This window comes from Aliidongia sp., assembly GCF_035943795.1.
Lineage (GTDB): Bacteria > Pseudomonadota > Alphaproteobacteria > ATCC43930 > CGMCC-115725 > Aliidongia.
Map to the genome: position 1 here is coordinate 1 of NZ_DASZBY010000115.1, position 19,731 is coordinate 19,731.

Genomic DNA, 19,731 nt, shown 5'->3' on the forward strand with positions numbered 1-19,731 from the left:
CGGCAACGGCATCGGCCTCGTCATTCTGCCGGGCGGTGCCCAAACGCGGGTCGGCGCCCATCGGCAGCACGTCCTCCTGGCCCGCTCCCTCGCCGAGCGCGGCATCGCCACGCTGCGGTTCGAGGGCCGGGGCATGGGCGACAGCGAGGGCGTCCATCCGGGCTTCGCCGCGCTGGGCCCCGACATCGCGGCCGCCGTCCAGGCGTTGCGGTCGACGGTTCCCGGACTGGATCAGGTCATTCTCTACGGCCTGTGCGACGCCGCCGCGGCGATCGCCCTCGGTCTTGCTGCAGCGGCGGCCGACGGTGCGATCCTGCTGAACCCCTGGGTCCGCAGCGAGAAGACCCTGGCCGCGACACGGATCCGCACCCACTACCCTCGACAGGCCCTATCGGCCGCGTTCTGGAAGAAGCTGCTCTCCGGCCAGATCAATCCCTGGGCGAAGCTGCGGGAAATTCTGGCGACCATCGCCGCGAGCCGGCAGGACACCGGCGACGAGGCCTCGCTCGCCGACCAGTTGCACGCAGCACTTGCCGCCTGCGACCGTCCGCTGCTGCTGCTACTGTCCGGCCGGGACATGACGGCTGCGGAATTCGAGGGTGAAGTTCTGCCCAGACTGCAGAATCCGCCGCTGCCGCATCTGACGGTCGCCCGCATTTCCGGCGCCGATCACACTCTTTCCCAGGCGATCTGGTGGCGCGGCGCACTCGACCATATCGAAGAGTGGCTGGATCAACGACAGCAACACCGGGCGAACCGAGCCGGCCCGGTGCAAACGGGCGAGGCGACATGATCTGCTGGGAAGCGTTGCCGGACTGACCCCTCAACCGCGATCCGGCGCCGGACGCAGGCGCCGATAGAGCCGGGCGGCACTCTCGCGAGCGGACAGCGCCAGCCCCCGGGGCGTCCGCGGGTTGGCGGCCAACAGGCCCCAGCGCTCCCGCCGCAGCGGCAGCCAGAGCTTCTTATAAGCGTCGTCGCCATGACCGAAATCGATCTCGATGGGCCGATCGTTCTCGAGAACGCGTTCCATCAGTTCCATGGTCAGCAGCGTTCCCAGCGAATGCTCGATGAAGCGCTCGTCATGGGCGAGCTTGAAGATCGTGGCGCGGCCGCGCCAGACGATCCAGAACTGAGCGGCGGCCGGTTCGCCGTCGAGATGATAGACCGCCAGCCGCAGGGCACCCAGGACGGCACAGGCCCGCATCAGGGCCGGCATGAACCCGGGATTGGGCTCCGGTTCCTTCCAGCTGGCGCGGTAGACCGCCTCATAGGCGGCGATCGCGTCGTCGAGCCCGTCCTCACCCGCGCAATAGGTCAGGCGAAGCCGCGGACTGCCGGCCAGCTTCCTGCGCTTGCGGGTCCAGGTATTGCGCAACTGCGAGGGCAACCCTGCGACATAGCCCGCGAACGACAGGCCCTGGGTTTGCTGATACCAGACGCCACAGTCGAAATAGGGGCGGACCACCATGCCGAAACGTCGAAACGCCGCGTCGAGAGCCGTAAAATCATCGGCGGCCGGATCGAGCACGGTGAGAAGAAGAGAGTCCCAACGCGGTCGCTCGCCCAGGACCTCGGCGACGACCGCGGTCAGGGCGGTCGCCGCGTCGACGTCTGGGCGCAGCAACGCCGCATGCGCACAGCTATAGTAATTCGCCAAGCTCCGCAGCTGTCGCCCGGGCACACTCCCCGGCCGTTGCAGTAACAGGCCGGCGCCCGCGCTGGCGTCGGTGTAGAGCCTGGCCTCGCCACCGGGTTCGAGCGCATGAGCGGCAAACACGGCGTACCAGGCCGGATGATTGAAGAAACTCGTCTCGGCCGCCGCAGCGAAGAGTCCGGCGAGGCCGTCCGGCAGCCGGGAGAAATCAGGGTCGATCAGCAAAGGCATGAGCGGCTATGTCCGCGCGATGCTCTTGCGCACCGTATTCAGAACGAAAACCTCCAGCGGATCCTTGTCGCCGGACAGCTTCCACAGGACCAGCATCACCGCGGTATAGGAAATGGCGCCGATCGAAATGGCGATAGCACAGTTCCGCACGTTCTCGACCGCCGGGCCGATCGAAAGCTGCCAGCCATAGCCGCTACCCCAAAGGGCGGCACTCATGGCGAGAGTGGCGATGATCGGCCGCCACAGGCGATAAAAGATATCGCCCAGGGATGCCCGGACCGACCGCATGGTGACGACCAGGAACACGAGACCTTCGAGCGTCATGAGGGTGCCGGTCGCGATCGCGATGCCGTTCATGCCGTAGTAGGAGGCCATGATCGCGCTGGCGCTGACCCCGATCACGGCCGAAACGGCGACGATCCAGAAATTGTTCCGGATATTGCCCGATGCGTCCATGACCGTGCCACCGATCGCGGTCAGCAAGGTGAAGGGCGAACAGGCGGCAATGATCTGCATGATCGAGATCGAATTACCCCATTGCGATCCGAGCGCGAAGGCCACGACATAATTGCCGACGGCGGAAATGCCGATCGCGGCGGGCAAAACCGGGATCGCCAAAACGCCGAGCGTCCGTGCGAATGCCGGTGCGAGATTGGTGCCCTCGTGGCGGGCGAGCGCGAAGCCGGAAAACAGCGCGCGGCAGATCGGATAGATCAGCTCGCTCGTCGGCAGCAGTCCGATCTCCGACGCCATGGTGAAGCTGCCGACCGAGGCCGGATCGAAGAACCGGCCGATGACGATGGTCCAACTGCGATCGCGGGTGAATCCTGCGATGCTCGTCGCCCAGGTCCAGAACGAAAAGCCGGAAAGCTGGCGCCATTCCGCGACCGACAGCCTTGGCCGATAGGGGTGCAGGACGTAGGTCGCGGCCAGACGTACCAGCCGCAGCGCGAGGATGCCGCAGATGAGCGCCCAGTAGGATCGGAAGATCAGCGAACAGCAGATCGTCACCGTGACCGAAACGAGCCGCGGCAGCATGAACAGCTGAAAATCCTTGTCGAACCGCATGTCGCGCCGGAAATCGACGATCCCGATATTCTCGAAACCTTCGAGCAGCACGACGATCGCCAGCATATAGAGGACGGCGGCGATGCGCGGTTCATTGAAGAAGCTTGCGGCCAGCGGCGCGGTCAGCACCACGATCGCCGCATTGAGCGCGCCGCGGACGATCGACAGCGTGAAGGCCGTGTCGTGCAATTTTTCGCCGGAACCGCCGATCCGGATGATCGCATCCTGCAGTCCGAAGGCCGAGATCGCATCGAACGCGGTCACATAGGTCGTCGCGATCGCCACGACGCCGAAATCCTGCGGGACCAGCACATGCGCCAGGATCAGCGTGCTGATGACCCCGAGCCCCCGAGTGCCGAGACGCCAAAGGATCATCCAGCCCGCGCCGACGGCCGTCTTATGGGCAATGGAAATCTGTTTGCTCCGACAACGGTTTTCTCAAAGGTGCGCGTGAAATATCATCTGGTATGAAGAAAAGCCACTGTGCAGAACGGGTGCCTGGATAGTTGGGGCGCATTTTTTAATTGAAATATGCAGACGTCACATCGCTCGGCGGCATGCCGATCAATTCGATCGTATGAGCGGGGCCGATCGTCAGTATCGTTAACCCCTCCGCCGCCCGATGCGCATTGGCGATGACTTTGGCGAGCTCGGTATCGAGACCGATCAGATGGATGTGATCTTTTCCCGGCCGAAAGCCCTCGATCCGGTCGACGGCGACATCGGTGGCCGCCAGATCGATCTGAGCCTTGCCTATTCCCATGCCGAAGTAATTCTGCCCGGCAGCACCGTCCATCGCCGACTCGCCGGAGCCTGCAAAAAAATAATTGATGCCCGGCGCGCCGATCAAGGTGGTTGCACCCGAACCGCCGACCAGGATCGAAACGCCCTTGATGCCCTGCAGGGTGGTATGGGCGGCGCCGCCGACGAGCAGACTATGCGTCGCCTTGGCCACGACACGGGTGCCGCTGGCCGAGGCATACTGGATCTCGTCGTTCTGCAGCAGGTGGCCGTCCGGGAAGCGCGGATTGATGTTGAACGCATTTCCGTTCGGGAAATCCTGGACCATCTGGGCCGCATTGCCGGCAATGAAGGCGAAGGCGCGCAGCGCGTGCGGGTCCTGGGTCGCGGAAAACAGGTTCGCGGCTGCGGCCCGGGCGATCGCGGCATCGCCGCCGGCCCCGGCCGGATTGCCGTCGAGCAGCAGTGGCGCGGGCTTCGCCGGGAAGTTCAACTTGTATAATTCCGCCCAGGCGTTCGTTGGCGCCTTGTTCTGCGGATCGACGTAGGCAAGATGGTCGACCGGGCCGTGCAGCGGATTATACCCGTCGTTGTCGTGCAGGAAGCGTCCTGCCACGAAATTCGACGACCATCCGGCAAAGCGCTTCGCCGCCTCGGAACCGCGCAGGGCCTGCTGGGTCATCGCCAGCGCCAGGAAATCCTGCTGCCGCGGGATGATGGTCGCCAGATCCGCGGGATTGCGGACGAAGCCTTCGATGGCCCCGCTCTGGCGCATGACCCGCTGGACGAGGTAGGCCTGCTGCAGGCCATCGAGGTTGTTGCCGGCAACGGTTTCGAAATAGGGTTTCAGGACATCGTCGTCGGGGGTGATCCAGGCGGCATTGGCGATGTCGCGGAGGTTCCAGGCGATCCCGGAGACCGGGCTGGCCGGATAGAACAGGCCTTTGTCGTTCTGCCGGCTTTCCGGATCCTCACTCATGACGAGCCAATTGGCTTCGCTCTGGAGCTGATCGAGATAGAAGTGGCTGCCGGTCGTCAGATAGGGGATGTAGCTCAGGTCCGGTTCGTGAGCCGGCTCCGGCACCCACTCGACCGCCCCGGTCCCGGCAAAGCCGCCGGGCAGGCAATCCACGCCGCGGCACCGTGCGTCGAGCCACAGCTGCGGCCGGTTCATCGCGGTGGTCCATTGCCCGGTAATCTCGCGGACGTGCCACGGGATGGAGCCGGCGGCGTCGGCCTGCGCCAGCATGACCGCCCGTGCCCCGGAATCCTGTGAGGCCAGGTAGTTGGCCGCCCAGTTCGTGGTCGGGCCGATATCGTCGCGGCCGCCGGGCGTGGCCATCTGCTTCGTGATCAAAGCACCGCCGAGCGGCCCTGTATCGGCCTTCGCCATCGCAGCCTGCGTGCGCTCGAGCACACTGCGCGCCAGACCGGAAGACAGGTCGTAGTTGGGCACGGCGCCGGACCGCTCGAGATAGTCGACGTCGAAGACGATCGACGGCACCGCCGCCTCCCGATTCCAGAAGACCTTGTGCCATTCCTGGAAACGGCGGTGGGTGAGCGCCGGCGATTTCCAGCGCGACATGCCCGATTGCGTCACCGTGGCATCGTAGAAGGTGGTCTGCGGAAACAGATAGGCGAAGTCGTTCGAGATGCTCATGTCCGTCCGGACCGCCCCGTCGGCGGTCGCTCTGATGTCGAACGTCACCAGTTGGTTCGGCACGAGGCGCTGGGTGACGCGATATTCCGTGGCGAGCGGGCCGCTCAACCAGACGGTCACGGAACCGTCGGCGACGCCGGACGAGAGCACGCTCCTGGCGTCGACGGACAGTGGCGGCAGGCCGCCCTGGGATGGAAAATCCCGGACGAGGGTCAGGTCGTAGCCGCTCGACAGGATCGTCTTGGGTGTGATCGGACTGGTCGACGCCGATCCCGGCCGGGCCGACAGCATGACGATGGCGCTCGCGGCCGGCGCGAGCGCCGGCGCCTGCAGACTGATCACGGCATGTTTCACCGATTTGTCGGGATAGCGCACCTTGATGTCGGCCTGGACCGGGATCGCGTCGTTTCCGACCATCGCTTCGAGCACGGTGCCGCCCGGAAAGTCGCCCGGCACGAAGACCTGGCCGAACGTGACCACGCGCGACGGCAGGTCGAGCGGGGTGTCGTTTCTCAGTTGCAAGGCGACGATTTCGCCCGGATGGCCAGGCTTCGGCAGCACCGGGGCCCGCAGGATGCTCGGACGGTCATCGACGGGCTTCTCGAAGATCGGCTTGAGACTCGGCAGCGTTACACCGGCGCCATCGAGGAAATAGACCTCGGGCACATCCCTCAGAATGGTCTTCTGGCCGGTGGCGTGCTGTTCCTCCAGCGTCACCGATCCGTCCTTATTGAAGACGAAATCATGCAGCCAATAAGAGTAGAACCAGAATTTTGCAGGGAACCGACCGTTTCCGATGACGGTAACCGGACCGCCTCGGTTATTGGGCACGATGATTACATCATTCACCGCGTCGGTGGCGGTTACCGTTTCCATCGGTGGTTCGGCATAAGCGCACAATGGCACAACAGTCGACAAAAATATGGCGATTGGAATGAAACAACCATAGAAATTACTTCTCGGTCCAGGCGCCAATCTGATTCTCATCGAAGCCATAAAGAGGTGCGAGCTGTTGCCGATTCCGTTTCCGCAGCACAAGCTAACTACATTTGGTTTTCGAACTCCATGGGGCTGATATTCCGAAACCGAAGCCCGTCATTTCGACCCCTCCCGCCATCTCGTCGTCGAACAGTCCGATCCGTCGGCCATCGAATGGATTTCGCATCTTTTCATGCCGCAACCGAGCCGCGGGTAGACTTGAGGCCTTTGCCCGGATGGTCATGCTGCGCATGACTTCAGCCGTTTTCACTCCAGGTCTTCAAGCAGAATGCGGTATGCCGGGTCGCGCCTGATATCGAGACCGACAAGCTTCGGGCTGTCATATATATTGCTTTATGGTCGGTTCATCGGCCCCAGAAATGCCTCGCTCGAACCACCTTCAGGGCCATACCCCCTCAGTGAGGATGTGGCACGAATATCTCAAGCGCCGCGTTAATGTTCGACAACGCTCAACCGCGTCGCACTCGACAGAAATGGTGTAAGAGCATGAATATCCGAACCGTCGCCAAAGCCGCCATCGGCCGTATTCCGCGCTCTGTTCTGTACGAGGTGTTCTATCAGTCGGCCCGGACTCTTGGGATACAGAGTTACGAGGCTCACGGAGACGAGGGTAGCTTCTTCGGCCCGATCTATGATCAATCCGTCATAAAAAGCTACCTGGCGAACGGCTCCTGGTCGAAGAATATCCTCAGCATGTTCCGGGAGTACTTCGGAGACGAACCGGGAACGATGTATGATATTGGCGGCAATATCGGCTTGATTGCGATACCCATCGCTAAGAATCCGCGCATCCGGACGGTTTCATTCGAGCCGGAGCCGCGCAATTGTTCGCTGCTGCGCGCGAATGTTGCGCTGGCCGGGGTGACTGTCGAGGTGATCAATGCCGCTGTGGCCGACCGGAAGGGGACCATGCACTTCACCTGCAGCGACTATAACTCCGGCGACCACCGGCTTTCGAGCGATGGTACCATCGCCGTCGAAACGATCCGGCTGGATGATTTTCCGCCGGCACCGGGGCGCTTCGCGGTCAAGATCGATACCCAAGGCGCTGAACCGGCGATCTTCGCGGGCGGCGCCAACACCCTCTCCCAAGCCGGCCTGATCGTTTCCGAGTTCTGGCCGTGGGGCATGCGCCGTATGGGACTGGAGCCGAGCCCGGTCCTCAAGTTCATCGAAGAGCATTCTGCAAAGGGGTGCGTGCTCAAGCACGACCAGGTCGCCGGAGAGTTTCAGTCGGTTGGCAGCACCATCGACACACTTCGGGAGGTGATCTCGCGAGGCGGCGAGTACGATCAGGTGGATGTGGTGCTGGCCGCCTGAGCGAACCGACCTCGGAAGCGTTCCGACAGCTTCTCAGGCATCGCCCCGCCGCCGGCGGGCATAGCGGCGCAGCACCGTCGCGAAGCGATCGGCGAAGGCGGCATCGGAGCAGCGCTCTTCGATGAAGCGCCGCGCGCCGGCGCCGAGACGGGCACATGTTTCCGGCTCGCCGATCAGCCGCTGGATCGCCGCCGCGAGCGCAGCACGGTCGCCGCTCGGCACGGTGAGGCACGTCTCGTTCGGGACGATGAAATCGCGCATGGCCGCGGTGTCGCTGACGATCATGCCCCGCCCCATGGCGCTCGCTTCGAGAACGATGCTGACCCCGCTCGCGTTGATGGTTTCGTGCAGCGGCACGACCACGAAACGGCTTTGCGCATAGAGATCGCGAAGTTCCGGATAGCCGATGCGTTGCCTGATCGTCTTCACGCGGGGCGGCAGTACCCGGTCCTCCGGTATCCGCCTGGTTTTCAATAGGATATCGGCATCGATCTGCGGCGCGACGTCGATCAGGCAGTCGAAATCGCGCCCCGCGTCCTCGCCGACCGACAGGATATAGCCAGCGGGCGCCGGCGGCGCGGGTAGGAAGAATTCGGTATCCACACGGTGACCGATCACCTCGACGCCGGCGGACCGGCCCCAGCGTTCGGCGATGTAGGACCGCTGGTTGTCGGAAAGGACGAACAGGCCGGCCGCGCGCGGCACCACGCGGTCGAGGATGCGCTCGCGCAATTTCCAACCGTCGGTCAGCCCGAGGTCCCACACGACCACGGGTACGCGGAAGAGGAACAGCGTGCGCAGCAGTTCGAGCGGAAGAGCGGAACCCTCGAACACAGAGATGGCGACATCGACATCGCGCCAAGCGGTCAGCACGCGCAGGGCGCGCAGCGGATCCAGCGACTGCATCAGCGAATGGCCGCCGGCCAGGGGATTCCACGGCCGCTCGCCCGGATCGAGCAGGACGAGATCGATGCCCTGCGCCGCAAGCCGACGGTCCAATTCCAGAGGGTCCGGCGCCGTTCCCGGCTTCCAGCCATCGCGCTCCGGTTGCCACGGAAACGGCGGCAGCAGTACGGCGCGAAGCCGGCGGCCGGGCGGCTGCGTGTCGATCTGGTTCGTCACGGACAGCGGGAGGCGAACATGGCTGAGGACACTCGCGTCTTGGGATATCTGGTCGACGACGACAGTTGGATTGCCGGCGATTCGAATGACTTGAAAGATCTTCCGCTTGCAATGCAGATCTAGCGGCCGGACCAAGTCCTGTCTATCGAAAAGACCGCACCTAAACGCCGACGACGGCGATCAGATGCTTTACCGCGCGCGCGAACTGCAAGACATATCCCTTGATCATATAAAGAAATTCTCGGGTTTTATGCAGAGCATATCCTTTTGAAGAAATTTTCGTTACGTCACCTTTAAAAATATTTCCATTGAGAACGGCATCTGTCTCACTCCAGTTCAGAGCAAAGACAATCTGCTCGCCGGTATCGTTCACGAAATAATTGTCGAAAAAAGTAAGCTCGTTGGTGATCTGAAGTTTTTCCTCGTCGTCGATCATGATCGCGGCGCGGAGATTTGTACTGTGCGGCCCTTTTTCGAGCCGGTTCTTTTGCATGATGAGGGACCCGCCGTTGGGAATTTCGACGAGGTAGCTCGACGTACCCCGGGGACCGTCCTCGATATCGTCGTCGATCAATTCGGTCCTGAGCGCCCGCGACTTGATGTGATGGCCGTCGTGGGTGTCGAAGAACCTGGTGTGTTCGATGTTCAGCAGGGCGATGCGGCCGACGAAGATCCCGTGGGAGCAACTCTTGTCGCACCGGCCATTCTGGTCGAACACGCTGTTGAGGATCCGGATCGTGCTGCGCGGTGCATCATCCGCCAGGATACCGGTCTCGTTGTTGATGAATTGCGCATGGTCGACGGTAAGGTTGCCGCTCTCCAGCCGGATGCCCGCCCCGTTCAGGTCGGCGACCCGCGCCCGGGTGAAAGTCAGGTTGCGGATGGTGAGATCGTTGCCGCGGGCGATCAGCAGCCCCTTGCCCTCGCACATCCGATCGGTCAACACGACGTCGGGTCCGGTGCCGACGATCGTCAACTGCTTCTGCCTGATGATCGCGCAGTCGTAATATTGACCGGGCGCCACCTCCAGCGTATCGCCGTCGGCGGCGACGGCGATCGCCTCGCTCGGTTGCTTGAAGGTCTCGTTCGGACCGACCGGGATCGTCTTGGCGAGCGAAGGCGTGGCGGTTGCCAGCAGGGCGGCGAGCGAGATCGAAGGCAGGATCGACAGCCTGGAAACAAGCTTCGGCAAACGCGCCATCGTCATGCTGTCGTCCTATGACCTGGAATTCGTCCGTGTCGGATAGGCGGATTTCCGCTCGAGACGTAAGCATAATGTTAAGAGCTCATTCGTCTATCCTGGATCGTGAGCTTCGTCACCCAGTCGTCGAGATGCGGGCATTCCGTGTTGCCGTCGAAGAGGTCGGCGGCTCGACGGAACGCATTGGCAATGCGCGGTGGAATGTCAGTCTGCCGTCCGTTCTCCGGTAAATCGGCGGGATTTTTTTAACGGGCGACGTCGCGTTCCAATCTTCGACCATATAGGATGCACCGCGAAATCAAAGGGCTGGCGGATATCTTCTCCCCGGCGGGCATCCTTCTTTGAGAGGTTCTACGGCTCTTGGTCAAAACGCTTCTCGTCACGAGCAACTTCCCGCCGGTCCGCGGCGGATCGTCCGTCGTCTATGAAAACCTCTGCCGCTTCGGCAATGGACAGATCCTGCCGCTCGCCCCGATCCTCGACTATCGTACCGGGCAACGGCTCCAGGGCGTCGAGGAGCATGACGCCACGGCCGGCTATCCCGTGTTCCGCATCAACCTGCTGCGACCGACCGCCTTTCGCGAAGACGGTTCCCGGCGCCCCCGCCTGGCGCGCACCCTGCACGACCTGCGGGTCGTCCTGCGCGCCGGCCTCGCGATCGCCCGCATCTGCCGGCGCGAACGCATCGACGTGATCTGCATCGGGGAACTGGTCTATGGCGGCTGGCTGGTCTGGCCATGCCGGCATCTGCTGGGCAAGCCGGTCATCGCCTATATCCATGGCGAGGAAATCACCAATCGGGATTCGTCGAGCTGGTCGGAGCGCTCGAAGTCGAAGTTCCTCGCGATGTGCAATGCGGTCATCGCGGTCAGCCGCTTTTCCCACACGGCCATCCTCCAGCTGCTGGATCTCCCCGACAATCGGGCGGTCATCATCCCGAATGGCGTCGATCGCCAGCGCTTCTATCCGACCTCGCCCCGGGCGGATCTGATCGAACGATACGGTCTCGCCGGCAAACGGGTCCTGCTGACCGTGGCGCGCGTCGTCGAGCGCAAGGGCGCCGACATGGTCCTGCGCGCCATGCCGGAAATCCTGGCGGCCTGCCCGACGGCGCATTACCTGATCGTCGGCGACGGCCCGTACCGGCCGGAACTGGACGCGATCTGCGCCGAACTCGCCATCGGCGAGCACGTCACGTTCGCGGGCGACGTGGCCGATGGCGAGCTCAACGATCATTACTCGCTGTGCGATGTCTTCGTCATGCCGAACCGCGAACTGGCGAACGGCGATACCGAAGGCTTCGGCCTGGTGTTCCTGGAAGCGAATGCCTGCGGCAAGCCGGCGATCTCGGGCATCGCCGGCGGCGCGGTCGATGCGGTGAAGGATGGCGTCAATGGCCTCTGCGTCGACGGCACCGACCCGGCGAAGGTTGCCGAGGCGGCCATTCGCATCCTGTCCGACGATGCGCTCCATGGCCGGCTGGTCGAGGGCGGACACAAGGCGGCCGCGGCGGCGGATTGGTCGACCCGCGTCAGCCAGTTCCAGGCCCTGGCCCAGGACGTCGCGGCAGCCAAGGCCTCGGGCGATCCGGTTTCGAAAGCGGCCCTGCAAAGCGTCGAAATTCCCTGGCTGAGCCTGCCGCGCACGATAGCGGAACTGCCGCGCCAGGCGCCGCCGAAGCTGATCGTCGTGATCGATACCGAGGAGGAGTTCGACTGGCGTTTCTTCTCGCGCACGTCGACCCATGTCACCACCATCGGCTGCCAGGAACGGGCCCAGCGCATCTTCGAACGTTTCGGCCTGATCCCGAGCTATGCCATCGACTACCCCGTCGCCATCCAGCGCGATGCCGTCAAGTTCCTGGAAGAGCTGGTCAAGGACGGCAAGTGCGAGATCGGCGCCCAGCTTCATCCCTGGGTCAATCCGCCAATCGAAGAACCGGCGATTCCGCGCAACACCTTCCCCGGCAACCTGCCCCCGGCGCTCGAACGCGCGAAGCTGATCGAGCTGACCAAACGGATCGAGGACCGGTTCGACATCAAGCCGCGCCTCTATCGTGCCGGGCGCTATGGCGTCGGACCGAACACCCCGTACCTGCTCGAAGAACTGGGCTATCACATCGATTGCAGCGTCATTCCCTACATGGACCTGCGCTCGAAGCATGGCCCGGACTATCGTTTCGAATCGACGACTCCCTTCTGGATCGGGCCGAGCGAGCAGATCCTGGAGCTGCCGGTCACGCTCGGCATGACCGGCACGCTGCGCCGGCTGGGCGACCAGATCTATCCCTATGCCTCGTCCCGCCTGGGCACGGCGCTGCGCGCGCCCGGCAGCCTCGCCCGCCTCAAGCTGCTGAACCGGATCAAGCTGACACCGGAGGGCACGTCGCTTGCCGAGGCGAAGCTGCTGACCCGCACGATGCTGGCCGATCGGGCGGAACGCGTGTTCACCGTGACCTATCATTCGCCGTCGCTCGAGCCGGGCCATACGCCTTACGTCAACAACCAGGCCGAACTCACCACGTTCCTCGACTGGATCGAGGGCTATATCGAGTTCTTCCTCGGCGAGATGGGCGGCACGCTGTCGACACCCAGCAGGATCTACGCCGAGGCGCAGGAACTGCGCGCCAAACCCGCGCGGAAAATGGCCGCGGCCGTATGATCGCGGAGGAGCCGCACCGGTGAAGGCCGCCGAAGCTCGCCGCCCCGCCAGGAACTGCTTCCTCGCCCTTGGCCTGTGCGGAATGCTGGCGGCACCTGCGGCGCGCGCCGCCGGCGCGGACGACCCCACATGGAACGACTACCAGATCATCATGTGGCAGCCCCAGTCGCCGGCGCGGCTCGACGGGCTCGCCCGGCTGGGCCTCACCGCCGGCATGATCCACGGCACCCGGGGGCCGCTCGACGACAAGCAGATCGCGCGGGAGACGGCACCGTTCCGGGCGCTGCAGCTCCATTGGTACGTCGAAAACATCGCCACCGACTTCTATGCCGCCTATCACCGATGGTTTCCCGATCACCCAGTGACCTGGCAGTTCGACGAAGCGAAGCGGCTTCATCGGGAGGAGCCTACGAACCTCCAGGCGTTCGTGCGCAACCCGAGCCTGTCCGACCCGGTCTGGCTGGATCGCGTCGCCACGCGCCTGAAGCAGCACGTCCAGGCGTTCGGCAGGCCGCGCGCCCTGTTCTACAATCTGGCCGACGAGGCGGGCATCGGCGATCTGGCCGCCGCCTGGGATTTCGACATGGGGCCGCAATCCCTCGACGGCATGCGGACCTGGCTGCGCCAGCGCTACGGAACGCTCGACGCGCTGAACCTGGAATGGGGCAGTCGGTTTCCGGACTGGGCCGCGGTCATGCCGATGACGACCGACGCGGCCCTCCAGCAGCCGGACGAAAATTTCGCAGCCTGGGGCGACTTCAAGGAATGGATGGATGTCGCGTTCGCCCGTGCGGTGCGCGTCGGCACGGACGCGGTGCATGCGGCCGATCCCACCGCGCGTTCGGCGCTGGAGGGCGGCCAGATCCCCGGCTGGGGCGGCTACGACTACAGTCAACTCGCCTCCGCCGTCGACGTGATGGAGATGTATGATTTCGGCAACAACATCGAGATCGCCCGGTCGCTCAACCCGAAACTGACGGTGCTGCACACCTCGCTGCTCAATGATGCGGAGGAGATCCATACCGTCTGGCACGAGTTGCTGCTGGGCGGTCGCGGACTGATCCTATGGGACGAGGATGGCGCGTTCGTCGGCAACGACGGAACGCCGAGTGAGCGCGGCCGTGTCCTGGGCGCACTCGCAGCCGACCTGCGGTCCGGCCTCGCCGCCCAGCTGATCGCCAGCACGCCTGCGGCCGACCCGGTCGCGATCCTCTATTCGCCGGCCGGCCTGCGCACCCAATGGCTGCTCGACCGCAAGGCCGACGGCAAGCCGTGGGCCGACCGGAAGGCGCAGATCGAGTATGAGGAGGACAACCCGGTCCGGGGCGCGACACGACGGGCCGCCGGCCTCCTGGCGCATCTGGGCGTGTCGCCGCAATGGCTGACGCCGGCGATGATCGAGCAGGGCGCGCTCGTCAGCCGGCATCTGCACGTGCTGGTGCTGCCCCACGCGATCACGCTCTCTTCCGCGGAGGCGGAAAGGATCCGCGATTTCGCGGCCCACGGCGGCACGGTCGTGACCGATGCGGCGCCGGGCCAGTTCGACGAGCACGGACGCCGCCTCGGCCATCCCCAACTGGCCGATCTGACCGGCGCGGGCCATGGCGCCCTGTTGATGTCCGATCTCGCTCAGGACGCCAAGCCCGGCGATCCCCTGCCCCTGGTCCGGCTGCGACAGATGCTGGACAAGGCGGGCACGCCGCCGCCCTTCACCTTGACCGCGGCCGACGGCACGCTCGCCGCCAATGTCGACGCCCGGGTGTTTCGCGATCCCGGCGCGACGATCATCGGTTTGCAGCGCGACTGGTCGGACGGCGACAGCCAGCAGACGGCGCTCGAATTCCCGGCTCCAGTCTATGTCTACGATCTCGGGCATCCAGGGCCACCGCAGCGGACGAGCCGGATCGTGCTGGCGCTCGACCGGGTCGCGCCGACGATCCTCGCTCTCCTGCCGAAGCCCCTGCCCGCCTTGACCTTCCAGGGGGCGAAGCTGGCGCGACAGGGCACGACGGTCAGCTTCACCATCGGCGGCAACGACGGGGTCGGGATGAGCCGCGTCGTGCATATCGAGGCGTTGGCACCCGACGGCACGATCGCACCGCCCTACACGACCAACCTCGTCATCCGACGTGCCCGCGCGACATGGCAATTGCCATTGTCTTCGAACGCGGCGGTCGGAGACTGGACCATCCGGATGGTCGACCTGCTGGGCGGACGGCGGATCGAACGAAAATTGGCCGTCGAGGGCGCTTTGGTCGCTCCCCGCCGTCCGTGAGCGCGGTTGTCCGCCCGACCCGGACACAGTAGAGTCCGCCGCGAGATCGGGCCCGTTCCGCAACGGACCAAACGGATATCCCTCAAGACTTAGGAGCGGCCATGGCAGTCAGCACCTTATGGACCGCCGCAAGCACTATTGCGAAAGTCGGATTTTCCATCCTCCTGGTCTCGATCGTCTTGACCACCAACATCAGCGTGGCGGCAACCCTCGAGGTCGGGCCGAATAAAACCTACAAGATGCCGTCGGAAGCGGCGGCGGTTGCCAAGGCCGGCGATCACATCGAGATCGCGCCCGGCGAGTATTTCGACTGTGCCTTCTGGCGGGTCGACGATCTGGTGATCGAAGGCACCGCGCCCGGCGTCATCATCACCGACAAGACCTGCGGGGGAAAAGGACTGTTCGTCATCTCCGGCAACAACACGACCGTTCGCAACCTGACGCTGACCCGCGCGCGGGTACCGGACATGAACGGCGCGGGCATCCGGCTCGACAAGGGCAACCTGACGGTCGAGCGCGTGAAGTTCATCAACAACCAGAACGGCATCCTGGGCGGCGTGGCCGGCAATACCATCATCATCCGCGACAGCGATTTCGAGAAGAACGGCGTCTGCGCTCCGGTCTGCGCCCACGGCATCTATATCAATGAGGCCGATCTGGTCCATGTCGAGAACTCGCGCTTTTCCGAGACCCAGCAAGCCCATTCGATCAAGTCCAGGGCGCGTCGCACCGAGGTGATCGGCTGTACCATCACCGACGGCCCGAACGGCACCTCCAGCTACCTGATCGACGTCCCCAACGGCGGGGCCGTCGTGATCCGCGGCAACACCTTGGAAAAGGGACCGAAGGCGGAAAACCACACGACCGCCATCGCAGTCGGCGAGGAGGGCGTCACCCATCCGACGCCTGAAATCACGATCAGCGACAACCAGTTCCGCAACGACGGCAACTACGACACCCTGCTGGTGTGGAACGCCACGGCGACGCCGGCGATCCTCAAGGGCAACAAGCTGACCGGCTCCGTCACCGCCTTGAAGGGCGACGGTCAATCTCAATGAACTGAGGCGTGGCGGCGCTGGCATGGGACGGGCTGCGCGCCCGCCCCATGCCTCGGATCTGCCGTTGCCAGGATCAGACCGAACCGTCGCAGATTTTCAAATTCCACTACGATCCAGAGCCATTGAGAAAACTCTCGAGCGGGACATCAAGACGCGTCGGGAGTTTTACTGATGTGAATTGATTTCATTAAAGAATTTTCAATGGATATCGTGTGATTTCGACCTGAATCCGACTGTTTCCTGGAGAACGCGATCAGTCATGCACAAAGTAGCATTTTGGGACAGCGGCTCTATTTCACATACCGATGCCGAAGCCCCCCACGCCCTGCCCCTCGTGCGCTTCTGCGGCGCGATTGGTCGCATCGAAGCTCTCGCCCGGGCATGAACCGACCGGTACGAACGCTTCTCCACGTCTACCCCGCGTTCACGGTCGGTGGCGCGCAGATCCGTTTCAGCCAGTTGGCCAACCATTTCGGGCGGGACTACCGCCACGTGATCGTGGCGATGAACGGCGTCACGACCGCCTTCGCGCAATTGGCGCCGGATCTCGACGCCAGCCTGCTCGACGTGCCGATCCTGCGCGGCCAGACGCTCGCCAACCTCAAGACCTTCCGCCGCATCCTGCGCGAAGTCCGGCCCGACCTGCTGGTCACGTCCAATTGGGGATCCATCGAGTGGGCGCTCGCCAATCTCGACGGCAAGGTGCCCCACCTGCACATGGAGGACGGTTTCGGCCCGGAAGAGGCGAACCGGCAGCTGGGGCGCCGCATGTGGACCCGCCGGCTGGCCTTGTACCGGTCGACCGTGCTGTTGCCGTCGAAGACGCTGTACAGCATTGCCCGCGACGTCTGGCGCCTGCCTGCCGGCCGGATGGTCTATGTCCCCAACGGCATTGATTGCGACCGCTTCGGCGTCTCCACCGACATCGGTTTCGCGGCCGCCCGGGGAATCCGCCACGATGAGCCCGTGATCGGGACGGTGGCCGCCTTGCGGGCCGAGAAGAACCTGCTCCGGCTCGTCGAGGCCTTCGCTCAGGTCGTGCGCCAGCGGCCGGCGCAACTCGTTCTGGTCGGCGACGGCCCCGAACGGGCCGGCCTGGAGGCACGCGCCGCCGAACTGGGCGTTGCGGATCGGGTCCTGTTCACGGGGGCCTGCCCGACTCCGGAAAAGCTGCTGCCCGCGTTCAGCCTGTTCGCACTCTCGTCCGACACTGAGCAGATGCCGCTGTCGGTCCTGGAAGCCATGGCGGCGGGCCGCGCCGTCGTCTCGACGGATGTCGGCGACGTGCGGCGCATGCTGGCCGGCGAAAACGATCCTTTCGTGGTCGAGCGGGACGCCGGCCGCCTGGCCGAGGCGATGCTGACCCTGCTCGATGCCCCCGAGCGTGCCGCCGCCATCGGTGCGGCCAATGCGCGTCGTGCCCGCGAGGCCTATGATCAGAAGCTGATGTTCGCCGCCTACCGTACCTTGTTCGACGGCGAGCCCCTGCGCGGGCAGGAAATGTGAAGATCGATCGATCTTCTCTCGGCACATGAGCGGGCAAGATCCGTCGATGTTCGAAATTTCAAAATACGGCGGCCTGCTGCTCCACCCGAGCATTCTCATCTTCCTGTTATGTTCGGTCGGATTTGCCTGCTCCCTCATCCGGCGATCCTCGCTCATCGGTCGCCGGCTGATGATGCTCGGCACGGCCGTTCTCGTGTTGGCGGCCCTGTCGCCCGCGGACTGGCCCATGGCTTGGCTGGAAGATCGGTTTCCCGAACCGACCGCGCTGCCGGCCCATGTCGACGGCATCATCGTATTGGGCGGCGCGATCAATCTCGGAATCTCGGCCGAACATGGCATGCCGGCTCTCAAGTCCGGTGCCGACCGGATGACGACATTCCTGGCCCTGGCGCGCTATTTTCCCGATGCCAAGCTGGTCTTCACCGGCGGCACCGCGGCTGGCGACGGCGAAATCCGCGAAGCCGATGTCGCTCATGACCTATTCGGCGCGCTCGGCCTGGACCTGGATCGCGTCACCTTCGAGAACAACTCGCGCAACACGCGGGAAAATGCGCTCTATTCGAAGCGTCTGGTCAATCCCGGCGCCGGCGAGACCTGGCTGCTGGTCACGTCGGCCGCGGACATGCCGCGCGCGGTCGGATGCTTTCGGGCCGTCGGCTGGCCGGTGACGGCGTGGCCGGTGGCCTATCGGGTCCTGCGCACCCACTATCAGCTCATGCCGCACCTTTCGCGGGGTCTCGCGAACCTCGATTGGGCGGCGCATGAGTGGGCCGGGTTGGTCTATTACAAATTGCGTGGCTGGACCGATGCGTGGTTCCCGGCGCCGGAGGATAGCCGCGGCGTCAATGGCGCAGAACACGCTTCGCGATAGCCGCCAGGACCCGGGCCGGCGCCGACGCACGGATCAGGAAGACCATCGTCGCGAACGGTCCGGCACCATGGCGGATCGCACGCAGCAACAGCCTGGCTGCCCGGCGCCGATGGCGATCCCTATAGGCATTGCGCCCCAGCCGTTCGTAGATGCGACGCAGGGTCCGGTGATACTGCGCCGGCGTGAGCGCTGCTCGCCGCGCCGCGACGTGCGCTTCCAGCCGGGGCAGCCAGTCGGTGATCGACAAGTCGCGATGGCGGTCCATATAGCTGCCGACGCTTCGCCGATACTTGACGAGAGTCTGCGGCAGGGCCACCACCTCGCCGGCAAAGGCGAGCTTCAGCCATAGGTCCTGATCCTCGCCGACCCGTAGCGCCGGATCGAACCCGCCGAGCCGACGTGCTGCTGCGGTATCGACGACGGCGCAGGGCGTGCCGACATAGACATCCTCCAGCATGCTCTTCCAGGCGTCGGGCCCGCTCGTCACGGTGCAGCCGTCATAGACCGTTCCTTCGGCCACGCCATCGCGCATCCATACCGCGTTGCAGCAGCATAGCAGGGCCTGGGGCGATGCGACGAGCGCCGCGACCTGGCGATCGAGCTTGTCCGGCAGCCATTCGTCGTCGGCATCGAGAAAGGCGCAATAGCGACCGGCTGCCGCCGCGAGGCCGGTATTGCGCGCCGCCGCCGGCCCCTGGTTGCGCTCGTGCCGGATCAGGCGCAGCCGCGGTTCGTCCTGGGCGAATTGCGACACCAGGTCGAGCGTCGCATCGGAACTGCGATCGTCGACGACCAGGATCTCGAACGTGCGATAGGTCTGGGCCCGAACCGACGCCAGGGTCGACGAGATCGTTGCCGCGGCATTGAAGCAGGGAATGATCACCGAAATCAGCGGTGGGGGGCCCGGCTGCCCGGTCATCGAAACATCACCGCTCCCTTGGTGCCCAATATCCTGAAGATGATAGGTATTTTCATGCTTCTGTCCATGAATGCGACACGCGTCCTTCGCAAATGGCATGATTTATTAAGGAAAAGGCGAGACTGTCGGACCGAACGTCGGGGAACTGCGGCAAATATTCAACATACCGTGTAGGCCGGTCTTTTGAGTTGGCGCCAGCCCGCGCAATCGGGCATGTCGTGCGTCGCAGGTTTTGCTAGCCCATACGGATTTTGAAGTCGGGAAAACGGTATCGGTCGCGATTGCCCCTGGCGGCAAGGCGGCCATTACCACGAGGAGATATTGATGCGCATTGCGGTCATCGGGACGGGCTACGTCGGGCTTGTGTCTGGGGCGTGCTTCTCGGAGTTCGGCACGTCTGTGGTGTGCGTGGACAAGGACGCGGGCAAGATCGAGCGGATCA

Annotated in this window: 14 protein-coding genes; 8 read left to right on the forward strand and 6 right to left on the reverse strand. The window is 64.2% G+C overall.

The features are described from left to right. A partial coding sequence (locus VGV37_RS22465) for a hydrolase 1, exosortase A system-associated (RefSeq protein ID WP_326882005.1) occupies window positions 1-793 on the forward strand: 793 nt, incomplete at its 5' end. A gap of 30 nt (window positions 794-823) precedes the next feature. Here VGV37_RS22465 and VGV37_RS22470 read toward each other — a convergent pair. From VGV37_RS22470 to VGV37_RS22480, 3 genes are all read right to left on the reverse strand, one after another. After that, window positions 824-1,888: a GNAT family N-acetyltransferase gene (locus VGV37_RS22470; RefSeq protein WP_326882006.1), complete on the reverse strand. Its 1,065-nt coding sequence runs from the start codon at window positions 1,886-1,888 to the stop codon at window positions 824-826. Between the two features lie 6 nt (window positions 1,889-1,894). Further along, window positions 1,895-3,331 carry an oligosaccharide flippase family protein gene (locus tag VGV37_RS22475; RefSeq protein WP_326882007.1) on the reverse strand — a complete coding sequence of 479 codons (1,437 nt, stop codon included), beginning with the start codon at window positions 3,329-3,331 and terminating at the stop codon, window positions 1,895-1,897. A gap of 145 nt (window positions 3,332-3,476) precedes the next feature. Continuing rightward, the gene (locus tag VGV37_RS22480; protein ID WP_326882008.1) at window positions 3,477-6,074 is read right to left on the reverse strand and encodes a hypothetical protein; all 2,598 of its coding nucleotides are present in this window, start codon (window positions 6,072-6,074) and stop codon (window positions 3,477-3,479) included. 768 nt (window positions 6,075-6,842) lie between these two features. Between VGV37_RS22480 and VGV37_RS22485 the strand changes: the two genes are divergently transcribed. Beyond that, window positions 6,843-7,676, forward strand: a complete 834-nt coding sequence (locus VGV37_RS22485) for an FkbM family methyltransferase (RefSeq protein WP_326882009.1) — start codon at window positions 6,843-6,845, stop codon at window positions 7,674-7,676. A gap of 33 nt (window positions 7,677-7,709) precedes the next feature. Here the strand turns inward: VGV37_RS22485 and VGV37_RS22490 are convergent, their stop codons facing one another. Beyond that, a complete protein-coding gene (locus VGV37_RS22490) occupies window positions 7,710-8,798 on the reverse strand; it encodes a glycosyltransferase family 4 protein (RefSeq protein ID WP_326882010.1) in 1,089 nt (362 codons plus the stop codon). 160 nt (window positions 8,799-8,958) lie between these two features. Next, window positions 8,959-10,005 (reverse strand): hypothetical protein, encoded by a 1,047-nt coding sequence (locus VGV37_RS22495; protein WP_326882011.1) that lies wholly within the window; start codon window positions 10,003-10,005, stop codon window positions 8,959-8,961. A gap of 354 nt (window positions 10,006-10,359) precedes the next feature. Here VGV37_RS22495 and VGV37_RS22500 point away from each other — a divergent pair, with 354 nt between their 5' ends. From VGV37_RS22500 to VGV37_RS22520, 5 genes are all read left to right on the forward strand, one after another. Further along, complete coding sequence (locus VGV37_RS22500; RefSeq protein ID WP_326882012.1) at window positions 10,360-12,660, forward strand: glycosyltransferase; 2,301 nt, start codon at window positions 10,360-10,362, stop codon at window positions 12,658-12,660. Between the two features lie 19 nt (window positions 12,661-12,679). Beyond that, window positions 12,680-14,935: an alpha-amylase family protein gene (locus VGV37_RS22505; protein ID WP_326882013.1), complete on the forward strand. Its 2,256-nt coding sequence runs from the start codon at window positions 12,680-12,682 to the stop codon at window positions 14,933-14,935. A 101-nt stretch (window positions 14,936-15,036) separates the two neighbouring features. Next, complete coding sequence (locus VGV37_RS22510; RefSeq protein WP_326882014.1) at window positions 15,037-15,993, forward strand: right-handed parallel beta-helix repeat-containing protein; 957 nt, start codon at window positions 15,037-15,039, stop codon at window positions 15,991-15,993. A gap of 381 nt (window positions 15,994-16,374) precedes the next feature. Continuing rightward, the gene (locus VGV37_RS22515) at window positions 16,375-17,499 is read left to right on the forward strand and encodes a glycosyltransferase (protein WP_326882015.1); all 1,125 of its coding nucleotides are present in this window, start codon (window positions 16,375-16,377) and stop codon (window positions 17,497-17,499) included. Window positions 17,500-17,545: 46 nt separating this feature from the next. Beyond that, window positions 17,546-18,370: a YdcF family protein gene (locus VGV37_RS22520; protein ID WP_326882016.1), complete on the forward strand. Its 825-nt coding sequence runs from the start codon at window positions 17,546-17,548 to the stop codon at window positions 18,368-18,370. Here VGV37_RS22520 and VGV37_RS22525 read toward each other — a convergent pair. After that, window positions 18,342-19,289: a glycosyltransferase family A protein gene (locus VGV37_RS22525; RefSeq protein ID WP_326882017.1), complete on the reverse strand. Its 948-nt coding sequence runs from the start codon at window positions 19,287-19,289 to the stop codon at window positions 18,342-18,344. The two genes, VGV37_RS22520 and VGV37_RS22525, sit on opposite strands and share 29 nt — an antisense overlap. Before the next feature lie 324 nt (window positions 19,290-19,613). Here VGV37_RS22525 and VGV37_RS22530 point away from each other — a divergent pair. Further along, a partial coding sequence (locus VGV37_RS22530; protein WP_326879650.1) for a hypothetical protein occupies window positions 19,614-19,731 on the forward strand: 118 nt, incomplete at its 3' end.

Excerpts from the sequence above, each read along its gene's own strand:
- VGV37_RS22475 (WP_326882007.1), bottom strand. The coding sequence starts at position 3,331 with ATGATCCTTTGGCGTCTCGGCACTCGGGGGCTCGGGGTCATCAGCACG.
- VGV37_RS22520 (WP_326882016.1), top strand. The coding sequence starts at position 17,546 with ATGTTCGAAATTTCAAAATACGGCGGCCTGCTGCTCCACCCGAGCATT.
- VGV37_RS22485 (WP_326882009.1), top strand. The coding sequence starts at position 6,843 with ATGAATATCCGAACCGTCGCCAAAGCCGCCATCGGCCGTATTCCGCGC.
- VGV37_RS22510 (WP_326882014.1), top strand. The coding sequence starts at position 15,037 with ATGGCAGTCAGCACCTTATGGACCGCCGCAAGCACTATTGCGAAAGTC.
- VGV37_RS22470 (WP_326882006.1), bottom strand. The coding sequence starts at position 1,888 with ATGCCTTTGCTGATCGACCCTGATTTCTCCCGGCTGCCGGACGGCCTC.
- VGV37_RS22525 (WP_326882017.1), bottom strand. The coding sequence starts at position 19,289 with ATGACCGGGCAGCCGGGCCCCCCACCGCTGATTTCGGTGATCATTCCC.
- VGV37_RS22515 (WP_326882015.1), top strand. The coding sequence starts at position 16,375 with ATGAACCGACCGGTACGAACGCTTCTCCACGTCTACCCCGCGTTCACG.
- VGV37_RS22495 (WP_326882011.1), bottom strand. The coding sequence starts at position 10,005 with ATGACGATGGCGCGTTTGCCGAAGCTTGTTTCCAGGCTGTCGATCCTG.